This is a genomic window from Roseibium sp. RKSG952 (genome assembly GCF_009711355.1).
This window is the reverse complement of sequence record NZ_SMMF01000955.1, coordinates 150,756-167,093: the sequence shown is the minus strand read 5'-3', so window position 1 is coordinate 167,093 and position 16,338 is coordinate 150,756. Positions and strand designations below refer to the sequence as shown.

At 56.8% G+C, this 16,338-nt stretch carries 13 protein-coding genes; 7 read left to right on the top strand and 6 right to left on the bottom strand.

The window, feature by feature from the left end:
• The first annotated feature begins 107 nt into the window (after positions 1–107).
• From trkA to E1297_RS37365, 5 genes are all read left to right on the top strand, one after another.
• Entirely contained in the window at positions 108–1,484 is a 1,377-nt protein-coding gene (trkA, locus tag E1297_RS37385; RefSeq protein ID WP_155147203.1) for a Trk system potassium transporter TrkA, read from the top strand.
• On the top strand, positions 1,484–3,022 hold the full coding sequence (locus E1297_RS37380; RefSeq protein WP_155147201.1) for a TrkH family potassium uptake protein: 1,539 nt from the start codon (positions 1,484–1,486) through the stop codon (positions 3,020–3,022). The genes trkA and E1297_RS37380 overlap by 1 nt, the downstream gene beginning before the upstream one ends.
• Positions 3,023–3,152: 130 nt before the next feature.
• Positions 3,153–3,392: an RNA chaperone Hfq gene (gene hfq / locus E1297_RS37375; protein ID WP_010440340.1), complete on the top strand. Its 240-nt coding sequence runs from the start codon at positions 3,153–3,155 to the stop codon at positions 3,390–3,392.
• Positions 3,392–4,663 carry a GTPase HflX gene (hflX, locus tag E1297_RS37370; protein WP_155147199.1) on the top strand — a complete coding sequence of 424 codons (1,272 nt, stop codon included), beginning with the start codon at positions 3,392–3,394 and terminating at the stop codon, positions 4,661–4,663. Before hfq ends, hflX begins: the two co-directional genes overlap by 1 nt.
• A gap of 49 nt (positions 4,664–4,712) precedes the next feature.
• Positions 4,713–5,018, top strand: a complete 306-nt coding sequence (locus E1297_RS37365) for a putative quinol monooxygenase (RefSeq protein ID WP_368669805.1) — start codon at positions 4,713–4,715, stop codon at positions 5,016–5,018.
• An 18-nt stretch (positions 5,019–5,036) separates the two neighbouring features.
• Here the strand turns inward: E1297_RS37365 and E1297_RS37360 are convergent, their stop codons facing one another.
• The 4 genes from E1297_RS37360 to hemB all read right to left on the bottom strand — a co-directional run bounded on the left by E1297_RS37360 (position 5,037) and on the right by hemB (position 9,880).
• Positions 5,037–5,432 carry a nuclear transport factor 2 family protein gene (locus E1297_RS37360; RefSeq protein WP_209016231.1) on the bottom strand — a complete coding sequence of 132 codons (396 nt, stop codon included), beginning with the start codon at positions 5,430–5,432 and terminating at the stop codon, positions 5,037–5,039.
• A gap of 111 nt (positions 5,433–5,543) precedes the next feature.
• Positions 5,544–8,006: a penicillin acylase family protein gene (locus E1297_RS37355; RefSeq protein ID WP_155147195.1), complete on the bottom strand. Its 2,463-nt coding sequence runs from the start codon at positions 8,004–8,006 to the stop codon at positions 5,544–5,546.
• Between the two features lie 161 nt (positions 8,007–8,167).
• Entirely contained in the window at positions 8,168–8,740 is a 573-nt protein-coding gene (locus tag E1297_RS37350; RefSeq protein ID WP_155147193.1) for a YSC84-related protein, read from the bottom strand.
• A gap of 141 nt (positions 8,741–8,881) precedes the next feature.
• Positions 8,882–9,880, bottom strand: coding sequence for a porphobilinogen synthase (gene hemB / locus E1297_RS37345; RefSeq protein WP_155147191.1), 999 nt, complete (start codon positions 9,878–9,880; stop codon positions 8,882–8,884).
• Positions 9,881–9,999: 119 nt separating this feature from the next.
• On the opposite strand from hemB, the gene E1297_RS37340 reads away from it, so the two are divergent.
• Positions 10,000–10,527, top strand: coding sequence for a component of SufBCD complex (locus tag E1297_RS37340; protein ID WP_155147189.1), 528 nt, complete (start codon positions 10,000–10,002; stop codon positions 10,525–10,527).
• Between the two features lie 18 nt (positions 10,528–10,545).
• On the top strand, positions 10,546–14,001 hold the full coding sequence (gene mfd / locus E1297_RS37335; protein ID WP_155147187.1) for a transcription-repair coupling factor: 3,456 nt from the start codon (positions 10,546–10,548) through the stop codon (positions 13,999–14,001).
• Here the strand turns inward: mfd and E1297_RS37330 are convergent.
• Complete coding sequence (locus tag E1297_RS37330; protein WP_155147185.1) at positions 13,998–14,675, bottom strand: SH3 domain-containing protein; 678 nt, start codon at positions 14,673–14,675, stop codon at positions 13,998–14,000. The genes mfd and E1297_RS37330 overlap by 4 nt on opposite strands.
• Positions 14,672–16,336, bottom strand: a complete 1,665-nt coding sequence (locus tag E1297_RS37325) for a tetratricopeptide repeat protein (RefSeq protein WP_155147183.1) — start codon at positions 16,334–16,336, stop codon at positions 14,672–14,674. The genes E1297_RS37330 and E1297_RS37325 overlap by 4 nt, the downstream gene beginning before the upstream one ends.
• Between the last annotated feature and the right edge of the window lie 2 nt (positions 16,337–16,338).

The window sequence follows — 16,338 nt, the reverse complement described above, 5'->3', positions numbered from 1 at the left end:
ACTGTTTTCATATGCTTATCTTGCCTCACCTGTCTGTCCATGACAATTCAATTGACCGTTTTGGGGGCATCTGTCATTCAAAGAATTCAGGCAGAAGGGCCAAAAACATGAAGGTCATCATTTGCGGTGCTGGTCAGGTTGGCTGGCAGATTGCACGGCACCTTTCGGGCGAGTTGAATGACGTAACGGTTGTGGACAACAATCCCGATCTGGTGCGTCGCGCGACGGAAACGCTGGATGTGCAGGGAATCGCAGGCTTCGCCAGCTATCCGGACGTGCTGGACAAGGCAGGTGCGCGCGATGCGGACATGATCATCGCCGCAACCCATTCGGACGAGGTGAATATGGTCACCTGCCAGATGGCGCATTCTGTATTTTCTATCCAGCGTAAGATTGCGCGCTTGCGGTCCAAATCTTACCTCGAAGCGATTCACTCGGATCTCTATCGCCGGGATCACCTGCCGATTGATGTGGTGATCAGCCCTGAGCGCGAGGTTGCGGCTGCCGCGATGCGTCGCCTGTCGGCGCCATCAGCGTTCGATACCGAAATTTTCATGGACGGCAAAGCGCAGTTACTAGGCATTCGCGTGGACGAAGACTGCCCGATTGTGAATACACCGCTGAGGCAGCTGACAGATCTGTTCTCGACACTCAGTTCGATTGTGGTGGGTGTGCGTCGTGAAGGGTCATTGTTTGCCCCTGAATCCGAAGATCAGCTGTTCGTTGGCGATGAATGTTATGTCTTCACCAACGTCAAAGATGTCGACCGAACGATGGAGGTCTTTGGTAAGGCGCAAAAGAAACAGGACCGCGTCGTAATCGTCGGCGGCGGTAATGTGGGGCTCGAGGTTGCCCGCACTTTGGAGGAACGCGAAAGTCGGGTCCGGGCCAAAGTGGTCGAACGCGACCGTAAATGTGCTGAAGTGGCTGCTGAGGCGTTGGAACGAACGATTGTCCTGAATGGCGACGGGCTGGACGCTGCGCTGCTGAGCGAGGCGGGTATCGAGCGGGCCGACGCGATGTTGGCGGTCACGGATGACGACAGGACCAATATGCTGGCGGCTGTTCGCGCCAAGGCGGAAGGATGCGCTCTGGCGATTGCGCTGATCAATGATCCCAGCATGGTGGCGTTGATGGGACCGCTTGGAATCGATGCTTATATCAATCCACGTGCTACCACCGTCAGCTCGATTTTGCGTCACATCCGTCATGGACGCGTGCGTCAGGTCTATTCCATCGGGGATGCCGAAGCCGAAGTGATCGAGGCAGAAGTACTTTCTACATCACCTATGGCTGGGCAGAAACTACGCGATATTGACTTCCCCGAAGGTGTTCTGGTGGGAGCTGTGCGTAAAGGCGACGAAGTTCTGAGGCCGACAGGCAGTTTGCGCATTGATGAAAAGGATGTCGTCGCAATCTTTGCCATGGCCAAGGACGTGCCTGAGGTCGAGCGGCTTATGCAGGTTTCGATTGATTTCTTCTGATGGTGACCGCGCGCAAACAGCAGCTCGGATTGATGCGGCGATTGCCGTTGTTTCTGCTGATCTGGGGATTTGCGTCTCTGGCGATGTGGATTCCTGCGATCTATGCGCTGGCCCTGGATGATCATCCCACCTCACGCTCGTTCTTCTATTCCGGGATTGTCGGACTGTTCTTTGTCACGGTCATCGGATTGGCGATGTCAAACCGAGAACCAAGGCGCGGTACGTTGGGACAATTGGCCGTGCTGTTTGCATCATTTACGGTTCTGCCTCTGTTTTTGGCAGTGCCGCTGCATGATGCATTGGGCAACACGAAATATCTGAATGCCTACTTTGACATGGTCAGTGCGCTGACCACTACTGGCGCCGACATGTTCCCTGATCCGGCGCGATTAACTGCGCCCCTGCATTTATGGCGAGCACTGGTTGGTTGGCTGGGCGGATTGCTGATGTGGATATCTGCTGCAGCCATACTTGCGCCGCTGTCATTGGGTGGATTCGAGATTACCGCGCGGGGTCAGCCGGGGCGACCGGTCTCGGGCGTGGCTCAGAGCGAGAAAGTAGATCCGCGCGGTCGCCTGATCCGTGTGACCCGCACATTAACACCTGTCTACGCAGGCCTGACGTCGGTGATCTGGATCCTGCTGCTGGTCGCAGGAGAGCAGGGGCTTACAGCAATTTGTCATGCGATGTCGGTGATGGCGACATCGGGAATTTCTCCGGTCGGCGGGCTGGAGGGATCGACTGCCGGGTTCACTGGTGAGGCAATTCTGTTTCTGTTCCTGTTCTTCGCATTGTCGCGCCTGACGTTTTCCACCGACACCGCTGCATCGGGCTATTCAAGACTTGATAAAGACCCCGAGTTTCGAATTGGTCTGATGATTGTTATCGCTGTCGCGCTGCTTTTGTTTTTCCGGGTTCTGGCCGGGGTGAGTGAGATTGGTGGTCAGATGGATGCCGGGCAGGCCCTGTTTGTGATCTGGGGTATGGTGTTTACCGTCATGTCGTTCCTGACCACCGCTGGTTTTGAAAGTGCAAACTGGAATGATGCCCAGCAACTTTCGGGACTGGGAACCCCCGGCCTGGTGCTGATGGGCCTTGCGCTGATCGGTGGCGGAGTGGCGACTACTGCTGGCGGGGTCAAGTTGTTGCGTGTCTATGCGTTGTATCTGAATGGCGCGCGTGAGATTGACCGTCTGATCTATCCCTCATCCGTTAGCGGTGCAGGGGGTGGTAATCGCCGGATTCAGAGCGATGGTGCCTTCATCGCATGGATCTTCCTGATGATGTTCGCGATCACGCTGGGTCTGTTTGATGTTCTGCTGGCTGCAATGGGCGTGGGATTCGAACAGGCGATGGTCCTGAGCGTGGCAGCACTCAGTACAACCGGACCCCTGATCGAGTTGGCGACTGATGTACCGATCCGACTGATCGATCTGTCTGCGGGTGCCAAACTCACGCTGTGTGCGGCGATGGTTATTGGGCGTTTGGAAACACTGGCGATCATCGCGTTGATCACACCGGCACTTTGGCGAGGGTGATCTGCTTGCACCGGCTTATCCTAGTGCCTGATTTTTCATCTGGAATATCTTTGCGCACCACTCCATACTCACGCAGAGGGAGCGCGTTGGTCCGCAGCGCGTAGCAAGAACAACGGCGAGATAATAAAATATGGCTTCGGACAGACAGAATCTTCAGGATGCGTTCCTGAATAATGTACGGAAAGCAAAGGTCCCGGTCACCATTTTCCTGATCAATGGCGTCAAATTGCAGGGTGTGATCACCTGGTTCGACAATTTCTGCGTATTGTTGCGCCGCGACGGACAGTCGCAGTTGGTCTACAAGCACGCGATTTCGACAATCATGCCATCGCAGCCGATCAGCCTGTATGAGGGCGAAGACGCCTCTTGATGGAACACGATAGGGCGCGCACCCGGGCTTGGGTGCTGCATCCCGAAATCAAATCAGATGAACAGCGCCGTGTCCCTGAACCGGCGCTGGAAGAAGCGGTGGCACTGGCAGCCGCGTTGCCCGATCTGGATGTGATCGGGTCCGAGATTGTGCGCCTGCAACGCGCGCAGCCGGGTCTATTGTTCGGCAGCGGCAAGATCCAGGAACTGGGTGAACGGTTTCATGAGAATGAGATTGAACTGGTTCTGATTGATGGCCCCGTAACACCAGTTCAGCAGCGCAATCTGGAAAAAGCCTGGAAGGTCAAGATTCTGGACCGGACTGGATTGATCCTGGAGATTTTCTCGGATCGTGCGCGTACCCGTGAAGGTGTGCTGCAGGTCGAGATGGCAGCCCTGAGCTACCAGAGGACGCGACTGGTGCGCGCCTGGACCCACCTGGAAAGACAGCGGGGTGGACTAGGATTTGTGGGTGGTCCGGGTGAAACGCAGATCGAAGCCGACCGCCGCGCAATTGATGAACAACTCGTCCGCCTTCGACGCCAGCTGCAGAAGGTGGTCAAGACGCGGACGTTGCATCGCGCTGCGCGGGCAAAGGTACCTTATCCAATCGTGGCGCTTGTCGGATACACCAACGCAGGAAAATCCACCTTGTTCAACCGCCTGACCGGTGCCGAAGTCATGGCCAAGGACATGTTGTTTGCCACGCTCGATCCGACCATGCGCAGGATTGAACTGCCCGATGGTCCCGAGGTTATCCTGTCCGATACGGTGGGTTTCATTTCCAACTTGCCGACCGAGCTGGTGGCGGCTTTCCGGGCTACCTTGGAAGAGGTGCTTGGTGCTGACCTGATCATACACGTTCGTGATATCAGTCATGAGGAAACCGAAGAGCAGGCGAGGGATGTTGAAACCATCCTGACCTCTCTCGGCGTGGATGACACGCGTGCGCGGTTGGAAGTCTGGAACAAGATCGATTTGCTGTCGGATGAGGATCGCGCCGGTGCGCTGGCCCGTTCTGACCGTGATCCGGAAATTTTCTCGATATCCGCCGTGACCGGCGAAGGTGTCGAGCCTTTACTGGCAGAGATTGCGACCAAGCTGCAGGGCGTGCGGCATGAAGAGAAGCTGACACTGGACTTCTCTCAGGGCGACAAACGTGCCTGGCTGTTCCGTCAGGATGTTGTGCGGTCGGAAGAGCAAACGGAAAACGGATTCGAGATCACCGTTTTATGGACCGACAAACAGGCGGCTCAGTTCCGCGGGCTTTGACCGGTTTGTAACGGAACAACGACTGCGACGACGCGTGGAGGTATGAACGGTGACGGGTGATGAAACTGCCAAGGTATTTCTGACCGGGTTTCTGGATGTGCCGCGCGACAGGTTGGAGCAGGTGCGGGCTGCGCTGCCGGAGCATGTCTCTTTAACCCGTGCTGAGAGGGGCTGCATCTCATTTGAGGTTGTCGAGGATGCGGCACACACTGGTCGCTTCAATGTGTCAGAAATCTTTGAAAGCCAGAAGGCTTTCGAGGAACATCAGAACCGCACCAAAGCGTCTGATTGGTTTAGGATAACAGAAGGTATCCCTCGGGAATACTCGATCACGACCGGGGATACTGATAGCTGACTAAGGCTTTTAAGTTAGTCACTGTCCATCGATCTGGCGTTGATAATCCTCGGCATCGAACCATCCCAGCGATGACAGGATTTTGTGGTCCGGACCAAGTTCCCATTCCTCCCAGCCGCGTGTCACAACGCGATTTCCGGTTTCGGCATGGTGCCCTTCAAGGGTCCAGACAAAGATGGCATGGCTGCCAGCCCAACGCAGCATGTCACACCGCACTTCAAGATCGGGGAAATCTGAGTAAAAGCCTCGCGCCATCTCGGCAATTGCTGCGCGTCCCTGCAGCGGTTCACCCCGGTTGATGGTGATCTCGCCATCGGGCGCAAAGAACGCGGCTACGGCGTCAGGGTCGCCGGAACTCCATGCAATAGCATAGTCACGTGCCAGATTGTTCAGGGTATCACGAACGCTGCCCACGAATTTCCCCCTTGATGTCGGTGCGTCAGCGCTGTCGATGCTATTCGAAAACGCGGGCATTCGTCCACGCCGCCCCGGATTGGGGGCGGGGAATTGCCGACATGTCGCGGATTATCGCGGATTGAGGACGGTGACACCCACTGCGGCAGCGCGCGCAAGATCAAGATCGAGCGACATCGGAATATACTCACCACGTCGCCAAAGCTGAGCCTGATCGTCGTAATAACGGGAAAGGAAGTGGCCGGATTGCCCGGTTGCCGTAATGAATACCGAGCTGTCTGGGTCTGCAAAATCGTAAACGCCGCGATATCCAGCGCCGTGTACGTTCTGGAACGGGTCCGGTCCGGTGCCGGATGTCCGTCCGCGCAACAGGGTGTTGTCACCTCCACTGGTCGATTGGCGGATGTTCACGAAGTACCGAAGGACTGGAACAGAACCCAGCACAGGATGATCATGCGTCGCCTGATGAGCATCGCCCCAGCGCAGAGATTCAAGCGAACCACCGTAGCGTTCGGAAATCCAGATCAGCGCATCGTCCAGCGCCAGCCGCGCCATATCGGTGCAGGTTTCCACTGGCGCGCTTTGTCGAACGTCACACCAGACCGAGGCCCCATCGATATCCCGATAAACACGCTCGATGAACAAAGGTTCAACATGTTTGTATTCGCTGGCCAGCGGACCGAGTTCGTCCGAGATCAACCGTATTTGCAGGGCTCGCAACCACGCAGCATAGATCAGTGGTTCCGGCAGATGTTCATTCATCTCGCCGTTCCATTCCGCCAGAAGCCCCAACGCGACCTGACGTTGCCGTTCGATCGTGCCTTCGGGCGCGGAAGCACCGGTGAACCAAAGGTCTGCGCCGATGAGCGGTAGCAAAGAGCGAGCAGTGAAGCTGACAGTATCAAGCTGCGCTTCGATAAAGCTGTCGCGCGTGTGAACTTCGCGGGATTGCATCAGACGCTCCCAACGATGCACACGTTGCGTATCGCCCCATTCATAGGACACATGATCAGGGAAGGGGCGGTCGATGATCTTGTTATTGGTGTTGCCCAGAACACCACCAGCCGGTGCGACAAATTCCGGGTTGTCTGCATAGGGCAGGCGGCCCTGCCAACGATTCTCGGCCAGCCAACCGGGTGTTGGAATGCGGCCGCGACTTTGATTGTTGAGATCGCGCTTGGGCATCGCGCCGATCAGTTTCATCGCAATGGTGTCCGTATCGACCAGAGACAGGTTCTGCGAAGGTGCGATGAAATCCTCAGCCACAGAGATTGCCTGACGGACATTATCGGCATTCATCAAAGCCATGGATGCGGTCATCGATGTGTCGCGCGGGCTGAGTGCAGTCCAGGACAAAGAGGCCACATGCCCCGGAGGTGTAATCGTTTCAAGGCTATAGTGGCTGCCGGGCAGAACTGGGCCGTTCTCGGTCCACCGCAAGGTCAACGTGATCGGGGCGGTACCTTTGATATCGATGATCGAAGGGCGTGTTCTGAATTTCTTGAACCCTTCCGGTGTGAGGTATTCTTCCGGATTCTCAGGGTTCAGCTTTTCGATGTGAACGTCCTGGTCATCCAGATAGGACGATGTCAGCCCCCATCCCAGACGGTCGCTGCGACCAGTCATAACGGCGGGTATGCCGGGGATCGTCGCACCGATTACACCGCCCTTGGACAGCTCGAGCCGTGCAAGATACCACACGCCGGGTGCCGTAAAGCCCAGATGCGGGTCGTTGGCCAAAAGTGTTCCACCGCTGGCCGATCTGGAGGGTGCCGCCGTCCACGCGTTGGAAGCGCCAGCCAAACCGCGTTTGGGAAATGGCGACAGCGGCGTGTCGGGCATTGGGGTTCCGGCCGCATATTGCGGCAAGCCCGGAAACAACGAAGCATATTCGGGCAGCGCTGCGATTCCGGGGCCGGGTACATTTGGAAGGATATCCGCCAGTCGAGCCGGATCATTCAGCATCAACGAAGTTCTGGCACGCAGCACTTCGTCCTCAAGATGGCCCGATAATTGCAGCCCCATCAACTTGATTACGGCAATACTGTCACCGGGCTGCCAGGGTGAAACCGGAGCGTTGAAAAGGAACATCTCGGGCGCGCCTCGGCCCAGCGCCATCTCGTTTATTTCGTCAAGACGTGCGTTGACCCCTGCCGAATAAGCCCGAAGCGCGGCTTTGGTGTAGTCGTCCTGAACCTCGACTGATCTGTGGGCCAGGCCATACAAGTCCAGACGTCGCAACAGCTTGTCGACGTGGACTGTTCGCTGACCAAAAACCTCTGACAGGCGGCCCTGCACCGTGCGGCGCAAAACTGTCATTTGCCAAAGGCGATCTTGCGCATGGGCATAGCCGAGGCCAAAGAACACATCGGGGTCATTCTCACCCAGGATATGTGGGACGTTGGCGGTGTCGCGCACGATTTCAATCGGTGCGTTAAGCCCTTTAACCTCAAGAGTTTGATTGTAATCCGGCAGGGATTGATTGGCCAAAAAATAGGCCAGCCCGATAGCGGCCAGAGACAACAGGATAAGACCCGAGGCAATACGCATCAGCCAGCGAAAGACAAGACCCATCGGCACCTTACCAAATCGTTCATTTCAGATTGCGCTGAGGTTAAATCATGGCGCGCATGACCGAAAGAGGAACAGCCCGAGAATCTTGGTAGAAAACAAAAAGACCTCGCCACTGCCGAACTGCGTGTGACGAGGTCTGCACGGGGGTGCTCGTTTCGTGTTTAGGGGATGATGCGTGTGTATTTGGTGCCTTCGACGGTGGCGCCGAACAGCAATCCGGCCTGACCAAATATGGCCGCCACAACCGGCGTACGCAGCGTAGTGGTGGTGGTCGAGAGTGTGCTGCCTGTCGCATCAACGACATAACCAATATCAGCGCCCGCGGTCCAACCACTGGAGCGGCGGAATTCGTTAAGCGCATCTTCGGTCATGAAGAACAGAACATGCGCGTATTGCTGCGCGCCAATCTGCAGGCCGGCTGTGCCTTTCACCGCCGAATAATAATCGACCGTTGCGCCCTGAATACGCAGTGCGCCCTGGCCGAAACCACCACCAAAGATGAAACCAGCCTCGGTGATCAGAGGCATGACCAGCATGCCGTTCGCCTTGTTAGCGATTTCGACCGTGTTGGGGTACTTGCTGTACATTTCATTCAGCGTGGCATCGACGCGAGCGTCAATCGTGGCTGCGTTCGAGTTTCCGACGCCATTTCCGCAAGCTGCGGTTACGGTTAGCCCGGCCATGCCAAAGGCGAAGCCGCGACGGCTCAGTCGTGGGGATTGGGAACTGCTCATGTTTCCTGTCTCTGTAGAGTGCCTGATTTGTCGGGTGATCCCGATCTTGTGTGCAAGAATACGCCGATTGCCTTTCCATGTCACGGGAAAGCTGCCCGGCAAGTTGGGGCAATCGGCGAAAAATTGCGATAGATTGGGGTTTTACCTCTGAAGGATCTTGGCGACGTCCAGGGCGAAATAGGTTAGGATGCCGTCACAGCCAGCGCGTTTGAATGCAAGCAGGCTTTCCAACATGACCTTTTCTCCGTCGATCCAGCCGTTCTGTGCTGCAGCCCGGATCATCGCGAATTCACCGGAAACCTGATAGGCATATGTAGGGGCACCGAACGTGTCTTTGACCCTCCGGCAGATGTCCAGATACGGCATGCCGGGTTTAATCATGACCATATCGGCACCCTCGGTGAGATCGCGTTCGATCAGACGGAGTGCTTCGTTCGAGTTGGCCGGGTCCATCTGGTAGGTCTTCTTATCGCCGGTCAGCGCGCCCGAAGCCCCCACAGCATCACGGAAAGGTCCATAAAAGGCGCTGGCATATTTGGCTGCATAGCTGAGGATCATCACATTCTGGTGGCCTGCACTCTCAAGCGCCCGGCGCATTTCGCCGATACGGCCATCCATCATGTCCGAAGGGCCAATAATATCGGCTCCGGCTTCGGCCTGCGCCAGTGTCATCTTCACCAGCGCTTCGACCGTCTGATCGTTAACGATCTTTCCATCAACAACATAACCATCATGACCGTTGATGTTGTACGGATCGAGCGCAACATCTGTCATAACAGCGATGTCGGGGGCCGCTTCTTTGATGGCGCGGATGGCGCGGTTCGACAGGTTTTCGGGGTTCCATGCCTCGGCGCAATCTTCGGTTTTCAGCGACGCGTCGGTGTAAGGAAAAATGCAGATTGCGGGAATGCCCAGCGCCTGAGCCTCGAAAGCGGCCTTTGCGATCAGGTCAACCGAACGGCGCATCACTCCGGGCATTGATGGTACGGGCTCTTCCACACCCTCGCCATCACGCACAAACACCGGCCAGATCAGATCATCCACTGTCAGCGTGTTTTCACGAACCAGGCCCCGGATCGCCTCGGACTGACGTGCGCGACGAAAACGGGCAAGAGGATAGGGGGCGTTGGTCGGTTTCATGGCGCGTTCTCCTTGAACAATCGCGCATTGGGTGGCATGAATTTGCCGTGGTCTCAAGGGTACCAATGGACGCGCCAGTCCGATAGAACCCACTGAGGATTTTGAATAAAGGACTGGGTTTGGACTGGTACGCTACGATTTTCGAGATCATCGACATGCGCAGTTTCTCGAATCTGTGGTTCTGGATTGTACTTGCTGTCGTTTGGTCTTCGGCCAGCCACTGGGTTATGGGGGTGCCTTATGATCTGCTTGTGCGCGCGCGCCGGATCGGCGGGCAAGCCGAAATCGACCTATTGGACATCGTTCGGATCAACGCCAATCGGATAATCTATATCGTGGATATCTCGGGCGCGGTTATCTTCGCTTTGACCAGTTTTGTTTTCTCAGGCCTTGCCGTGATGGGGTTTTACTATCACGTGGAGTTTGCACAGGCCGTTTTTCTGTTGCTGTTTCCGATGACGATCGTGGCATTGATCAACGTTTCCATGGCGCGTCGCCTGCAGCAACAAGAGATGACGCTGGAGATCGTTTCCAAGGCGCTGACGCGCAGCAGACTGTACACACAGATCATTGGCATGTTTGCCATACTGGTCACTTCGCTCTGGGGCATGTATCAGAACTTTTCCATAGGTGTTCTGGGTTGGTAAAACCGGAAAGGCGAGGCGATGAAGGCTCCGAACCACGTAACAGTTGGCGGCGCCCCTGAAGGGTATGACGCACAGCTTGTCCTGAACGAGGTCTCTCGTTCCGGTAGCCCGGTCTGTCATGTCGCGCGCGATGACAAGCGGATGGAGGCAATGCGGGCTGCGTTGACCTTTTTTGCGCCGGATATGCCAGTGTTCGTGTTCCCGGGGTGGGATTGCCTGCCGTATGACCGGGTCTCTCCGAATCCGGATATTGCGGCGGCGCGTGTGGCAACTCTGGCCGCGCTGGTGCACCAGATGCCCCAGCAGTTCGTTCTTCTAACAACGCTCAACGCTGCAACCCAGCGAATCCCGGCACGCGATGTTCTGCGCGAGGCGGCATTTACCGCGCGCGTAAATCAACGTGTAGATGAAGATGCGCTGCGGAAGTTCCTGGTACGGATGGGTTTCACACAAAGCCCGACGGTGATGGAGCCCGGCGATTATGCCGTTCGGGGTGGGATCATCGACATATTCCCGCCCGGCGAAACCGGTCCGGTCCGGTTGGATCTGTTTGGCGACGTTCTGGATGGGGCCCGCCGATTTGATCCGGTGTCTCAGCGCACGACCGAAAAATTGGAGATCGTAGAGCTTGCCCCGGTATCCGAGGTCATTCTGGACGATGCTGCGACTACAAGGTTCCGTCAGAACTATCGGATTGAGTTCGGTGCAGCGGGGACAGATGACCCGCTGTACGAGGCGGTAAGTGCCGGTCGCAAGCATCAAGGCATGGAACACTGGCTGCCCTTCTTTCACCAAAAGCTCGAGACACTGTTCGACTATCTGCCCGGTGCCACGATTTCTCTGGATGATCAGGTCACCCCAGCGCGGCTGGCACGTTGGGAGAGCATTGAGGACCAATACCAAACGCGGCGTCTTGCGCTCGATAGCCGGTCGCGGATGGATACGGTTTACAAACCAACCCCTCCGGGTTTGCTGTATCTAGATGACGCCGCATGGGAGACAGCAGTCGGAGAGCGTCGTGTCATGCAGTTCAGCCCGCTGCCCCAAGCCAGCGGTCCCGGTGTGATCGATGCAGGCGGGCGGATTGGGCGCAATTTTGCCCCCGAACGTCAGCAAGAGAGCATCAGCCTGTTTGGTGCGCTGGCCGGACACATTAAAGACAAGCTCGACAAAGGGCCGGTTCTGATCGCTTCCTACTCCGAAGGTGCACGCGAGCGTTTAACCGGTCTGATCGAGGATGAGGGGCTGGCCGAAGCGATCCCGGTCACAGGCGGCGAGCGGATTGGCAAGCGCGGATTGCATCTGGCAGTCTGGGCACTGGAACATGGGTTTGAGACGCCTGATCTTACGGTCATCGCCGAGCAGGATGTTCTGGGCGATCGCCTGATCCGACAGCCCAAGAAGCGCCGCAAGGCCGAAAATTTCCTGACTGAAACCCAATCGCTCAGTCCCGGTGATCTGGTGGTTCATGTCGATCACGGTATTGGTCGTTACATGGGTATGGAGGTCGTGACTGCAGCGGGCGCGGCACATGAATGCCTGCTGCTGGAATATGCCGAGCAGTCCAAACTGTACCTGCCGGTCGAGAACATCGAGCTGCTGTCCAAATACGGTCACGAAGAAGGCTTGTTGGACAGACTTGGCGGCGGTGCGTGGCAGGCCAAGAAAGCCAAGCTGAAAGAGCGCATTCGTGAGATGGCGGACAAGTTGATCCGCATCGCTGCCGAACGTGCATTGCGCAAGGCCCCCGTGATGGATCCGCCGCCGCATGCCTGGGAGGAGTTCAGCGCCCGGTTCCCGTATCAGGAGACCGACGATCAGCTGCGTGCGATCGCCGAGGTGATGGAGGACATGCATTCAGGCGCGCCGATGGATCGCCTGATCTGCGGTGACGTAGGCTTTGGCAAAACCGAGGTTGCAATGCGGGCAGCCTTTGTAGCGGCGATGTCTGGTGTCCAGGTGGCGGTCGTCGCACCGACAACACTGCTGGCCCGACAACATGCAGCCAGTTTCAAGGAACGCTTCCGGGGTTTCCCGCTGGAGGTTCGGCAGCTTTCCCGCTTTGTATCTGGAAAAGAAGCGCAGCAAACGCGCGATGGGCTCGCGCGTGGAACTGTTGATATTGTTGTTGGTACGCACGCTTTGCTGGCGAAGGGGATACGCTTCAACAACCTCGGTCTGCTGATCATTGACGAAGAACAGCATTTTGGCGTGGCGCATAAGGAGCGCCTGAAACAACTGCGTTCCGATATTCACGTGCTGACGCTGACAGCGACACCCATTCCGCGCACCCTGCAACTCAGTCTGACCGGAGTGCGTGATCTGTCGATCATTGGAACCCCACCCATCGATCGGCTGGCGATCCGCACCTATGTCAGTGAATTCGACGCGGTCACGATCCGCGAGGCACTGTTACGCGAACATTATCGCGGCGGGCAGAGTTTCTATGTGGTGCCGCGTATCTCGGACCTGCCTGAGATCGAAGAATTCCTGAAAGAGCAATTGCCTGAACTCACCTACGTCGTGGCGCATGGCCAGATGGCTGCGGGTGAGCTTGATGACAGGATGAACGCCTTCTATGACGGAAAATACGATGTGCTGCTGGCCACCACGATTGTGGAAAGCGGACTGGATATTCCGACGGCGAACACGATGGTCGTGCACCGGGCTGATATGTTCGGGCTTGCACAACTCTATCAAATTCGTGGCCGGGTAGGGCGTTCGAAAACACGCGCATACGCCTATTTGACCACTAAGCCGCGTCAGAAACTCACGGCAACGGCCGAGAAACGCCTGCGTGTTCTGGGCTCATTGGATACGCTGGGCGCCGGGTTCACGCTGGCCTCGCAGGATCTCGATATTCGCGGCGCTGGCAACCTACTGGGCGAGGAGCAGTCTGGTCAGATGCGCGATGTGGGCTATGAACTTTATCAGTCGATGCTGGAAGAGGCGATTGCCAAAATCAAAGCGGGTGAGATGGAAGGATTGTCGGATGCCGACGATCAATGGGCCCCGCAGATCAATCTGGGCGTGCCTGTCCTGATCCCCGAGGATTATGTGCCCGATCTGGATGTCCGTCTGGGCCTCTATCGACGCCTGTCATCGCTTTCGACCAAGGTGGAACTGGAAGGGTTTGCCGCCGAGTTGATCGACCGTTTTGGTACACTGCCGAAAGAGGTGAACACGCTGATGCTGGTCGTCCGCATCAAGGCCATGTGCAAACGGGCCGGGATCGCCAAGCTGGACGGTGGGCCGAAGGGCGCGACAATTCAGTTCCACAACGACAAATTTGCCTCGCCTCAGGGGCTGGTCGAGTTCATCCAGAACCAGCGCGGTTTGGCCAAGGTCAAGGACAACAAGATCGTTGTGCGCCGTGACTGGAAAAAGGACAGCGACAAGATCAAGGGCGCCTTTGCCATCGCTCGTGATCTGGCGGAGAAGGTGGTGGCCGAAAAGAAGAAGGCCAGCGCCTAGTCACCCGTCACAAAGGTGCAAAGCTGCCAGTCTCCGTTTTCGGCCTTCACCAATGCGGCTCGGTAGCCGACCATGGACCAGAGAAAATCGCTGTGCATGTAGCCGGGTGTGCCGTCTGTCAGGCGCACCAGCTGATAGTCCGCGCCCTCCTGATAGTCCGAGATGATGACGACCTCGTGGCTGATCTGGCCAAGCACGCTGTCCGAACGGGATGGGCCCTGACGCAATGTGACGTTCTCACCCGTGACGTAATAGGCGACGAAAGGATCGAGTGAGGCGGGGAGTGTCAGTTTCCACTGATAGGGCATCCAGAATTCACCCTGATCATCAAAATACCCTGGCTGAGACAGAGTGTCTTCGAGGGCGGCCCAATAGGCGTCCCGGATTTCATCCGCATGATCACGTAGGCTTTCGTCCAGCGTTTCAGGATCCAGTGTCAGGTTTGCCTGAAATTCTTCAGGACCACCTGAACCGCCGTGACTGAGGTAGATATCTGGGCAGCTAGACCCGACGACACGGTTGATATCCCGGGCCGCGACACTGACCAACAGCTCGGTTCTGAAAGCCTGCAGGGATGGATCTTGCTCAGCCTCGTCGACAGGGGGAAAGGTCTGTCGGTTTGCCAGTGCCGGAGTTGCAAGCAGAGCGGCGATCAACAATGGTGTAAGTTTCATTCGGCGGCCTTCATCGCAGCTTGTGCACAGAAACAGGAGGCGCCAACTGCTCGGTCGGCACGTGCCAGAGCAAGGTCCAGTCGCTGCCTGATCTGTTTGATTTCAAGAGTTTCTCCGCGGGCCTTCAGGCAATCATGTAGGCCCTTGAGGCTCCAGACATTGTCAGGATGGATAGACGCACGGCTGAGTGATCCGCCAAGACCAAGATCTTCGCGATAGACAGCTTCGGCCTCATCCACATGCCCTTGTTCGAACAGCAGCGCCCCCAGCGCGTGTCGGGTCGGCTGCATCCAACCCCAAGGTTCGTCATATGGCAGGGTATCGTCCAGCTCGACCGAGCGACGCAGATGGGCATAGGCCGCTTCATAATTGCCTTTGCGATATTCAATCTCACCACGCAGCATTTCCCTTGCAATTTCAAGCAGATCAACGACGCGGTTATTGTGCATCAAGCGGGTTTCCGGAACGCGATCTTTGGCTGCGAGGAACTTTTGCTCTTCCGCTTCGGCCTTAGCGACCTGATTGGTCGCCGCATGTGCAATTGCACGGGCATAGTGAGTTGTTGCGGTCAGAGTAAGATACAAATCAGGGTCAGAAGGCAGTTCCAACGCCTTTGCCTCATCCCAGCGCCCAAACCGGATCAGGATATGAGGACCCATGGACATGTAGCTCTCAAAATAGTCCGCCATAGGGGGGCTCTCGATGCGCAACATCTCTTCGGGTGTTGTATCCCACAAACCCTTGTTGGCGCGCAAAGCGGGTTCCATCTGACCAAGGAACAAAGCTCCATAGATGGCAAAGTGATAATCGTGCTGGCGGTATCCCGTGTAGATGTTGAAGGCACCTTCACGCTCGTAATACTTCAGATCGGCTTCGGAGGCTTTTTCATTCCAATAGACGACGTTGTGGTAGTGTCCGCAAAGTACGTCAATATGCGTTGGCATATGCACCAGATGGCCAGCATCGGGCACGAGAGTCCGTAGAATATCACCAGCTTTCAGGGCCTTTTCGGGCGTGGGCGACATTTCCATCAGATGGACGTAGAGGTGCAGCAATCCGGGATGGGTCATCGTAGCGGGATTGTTCGCCATCGCCCATTCGAGTGCTTCCTGCGCCTCGAGTGTTGCGGCCCCTTCAGCAGGCTGCCCGGTTTTCAGGTCCCACATCTGCCATGGCGTCAGGTTCATCAGGGCCTCAACATAGATCGAGCGCAGATCCAGATGTTCAGGTTGTTCGGCAAAGGCCACCCGCATCGCATCAGCGAAGTTGTGATCCCAGATGTGCATGTCTTCGACCGGGTCGCGCTGCGGGTATCGCGCGGGCAGGGCGCGGATCAGGGCCTTTTCAGACGCAGTACAGCCTTCCATCAATGCCAGCGCCTTTTGGGTGGCATCATAGGCGCAGTTCAGGGCTTTGATCTGTCCACGCTCATCGCGCAGATCCCAAGGCAGATTGTAGTTGGGACCAGCCGCGTAAGCGATGCCCCAGTGGGCCATTGCGCATTCGGGGTCATGTTCCAACGCGCGTTGAAAGCAGGCAACCGCTTCGTCATGGTTAAACCCGTATGTCCAGACCAGACCGCGATCGAACCATGTTTGTGCTTCTGACGAAGATGTCGTGACCGGGCAGGTATGTATGCCCAGATCGTAATAGTCGCTCATCG

Coding starts and splice junctions, on each gene's coding strand:
- trkA (WP_155147203.1), top strand. CDS start 108: ATGAAGGTCATCATTTGCGGTGCTGGTCAGGTTGGCTGGCAGATTGCA.
- E1297_RS37380 (WP_155147201.1), top strand. CDS start 1,484: ATGGTGACCGCGCGCAAACAGCAGCTCGGATTGATGCGGCGATTGCCG.
- hfq (WP_010440340.1), top strand. CDS start 3,153: ATGGCTTCGGACAGACAGAATCTTCAGGATGCGTTCCTGAATAATGTA.
- hflX (WP_155147199.1), top strand. CDS start 3,392: ATGGAACACGATAGGGCGCGCACCCGGGCTTGGGTGCTGCATCCCGAA.
- E1297_RS37355 (WP_155147195.1), bottom strand. CDS start 8,006: ATGGGTCTTGTCTTTCGCTGGCTGATGCGTATTGCCTCGGGTCTTATC.
- E1297_RS37350 (WP_155147193.1), bottom strand. CDS start 8,740: ATGAGCAGTTCCCAATCCCCACGACTGAGCCGTCGCGGCTTCGCCTTT.
- hemB (WP_155147191.1), bottom strand. CDS start 9,880: ATGAAACCGACCAACGCCCCCTATCCTCTTGCCCGTTTTCGTCGCGCA.
- mfd (WP_155147187.1), top strand. CDS start 10,546: ATGAAGGCTCCGAACCACGTAACAGTTGGCGGCGCCCCTGAAGGGTAT.
- E1297_RS37330 (WP_155147185.1), bottom strand. CDS start 14,675: ATGAAACTTACACCATTGTTGATCGCCGCTCTGCTTGCAACTCCGGCA.
- E1297_RS37325 (WP_155147183.1), bottom strand. CDS start 16,336: ATGAGCGACTATTACGATCTGGGCATACATACCTGCCCGGTCACGACA.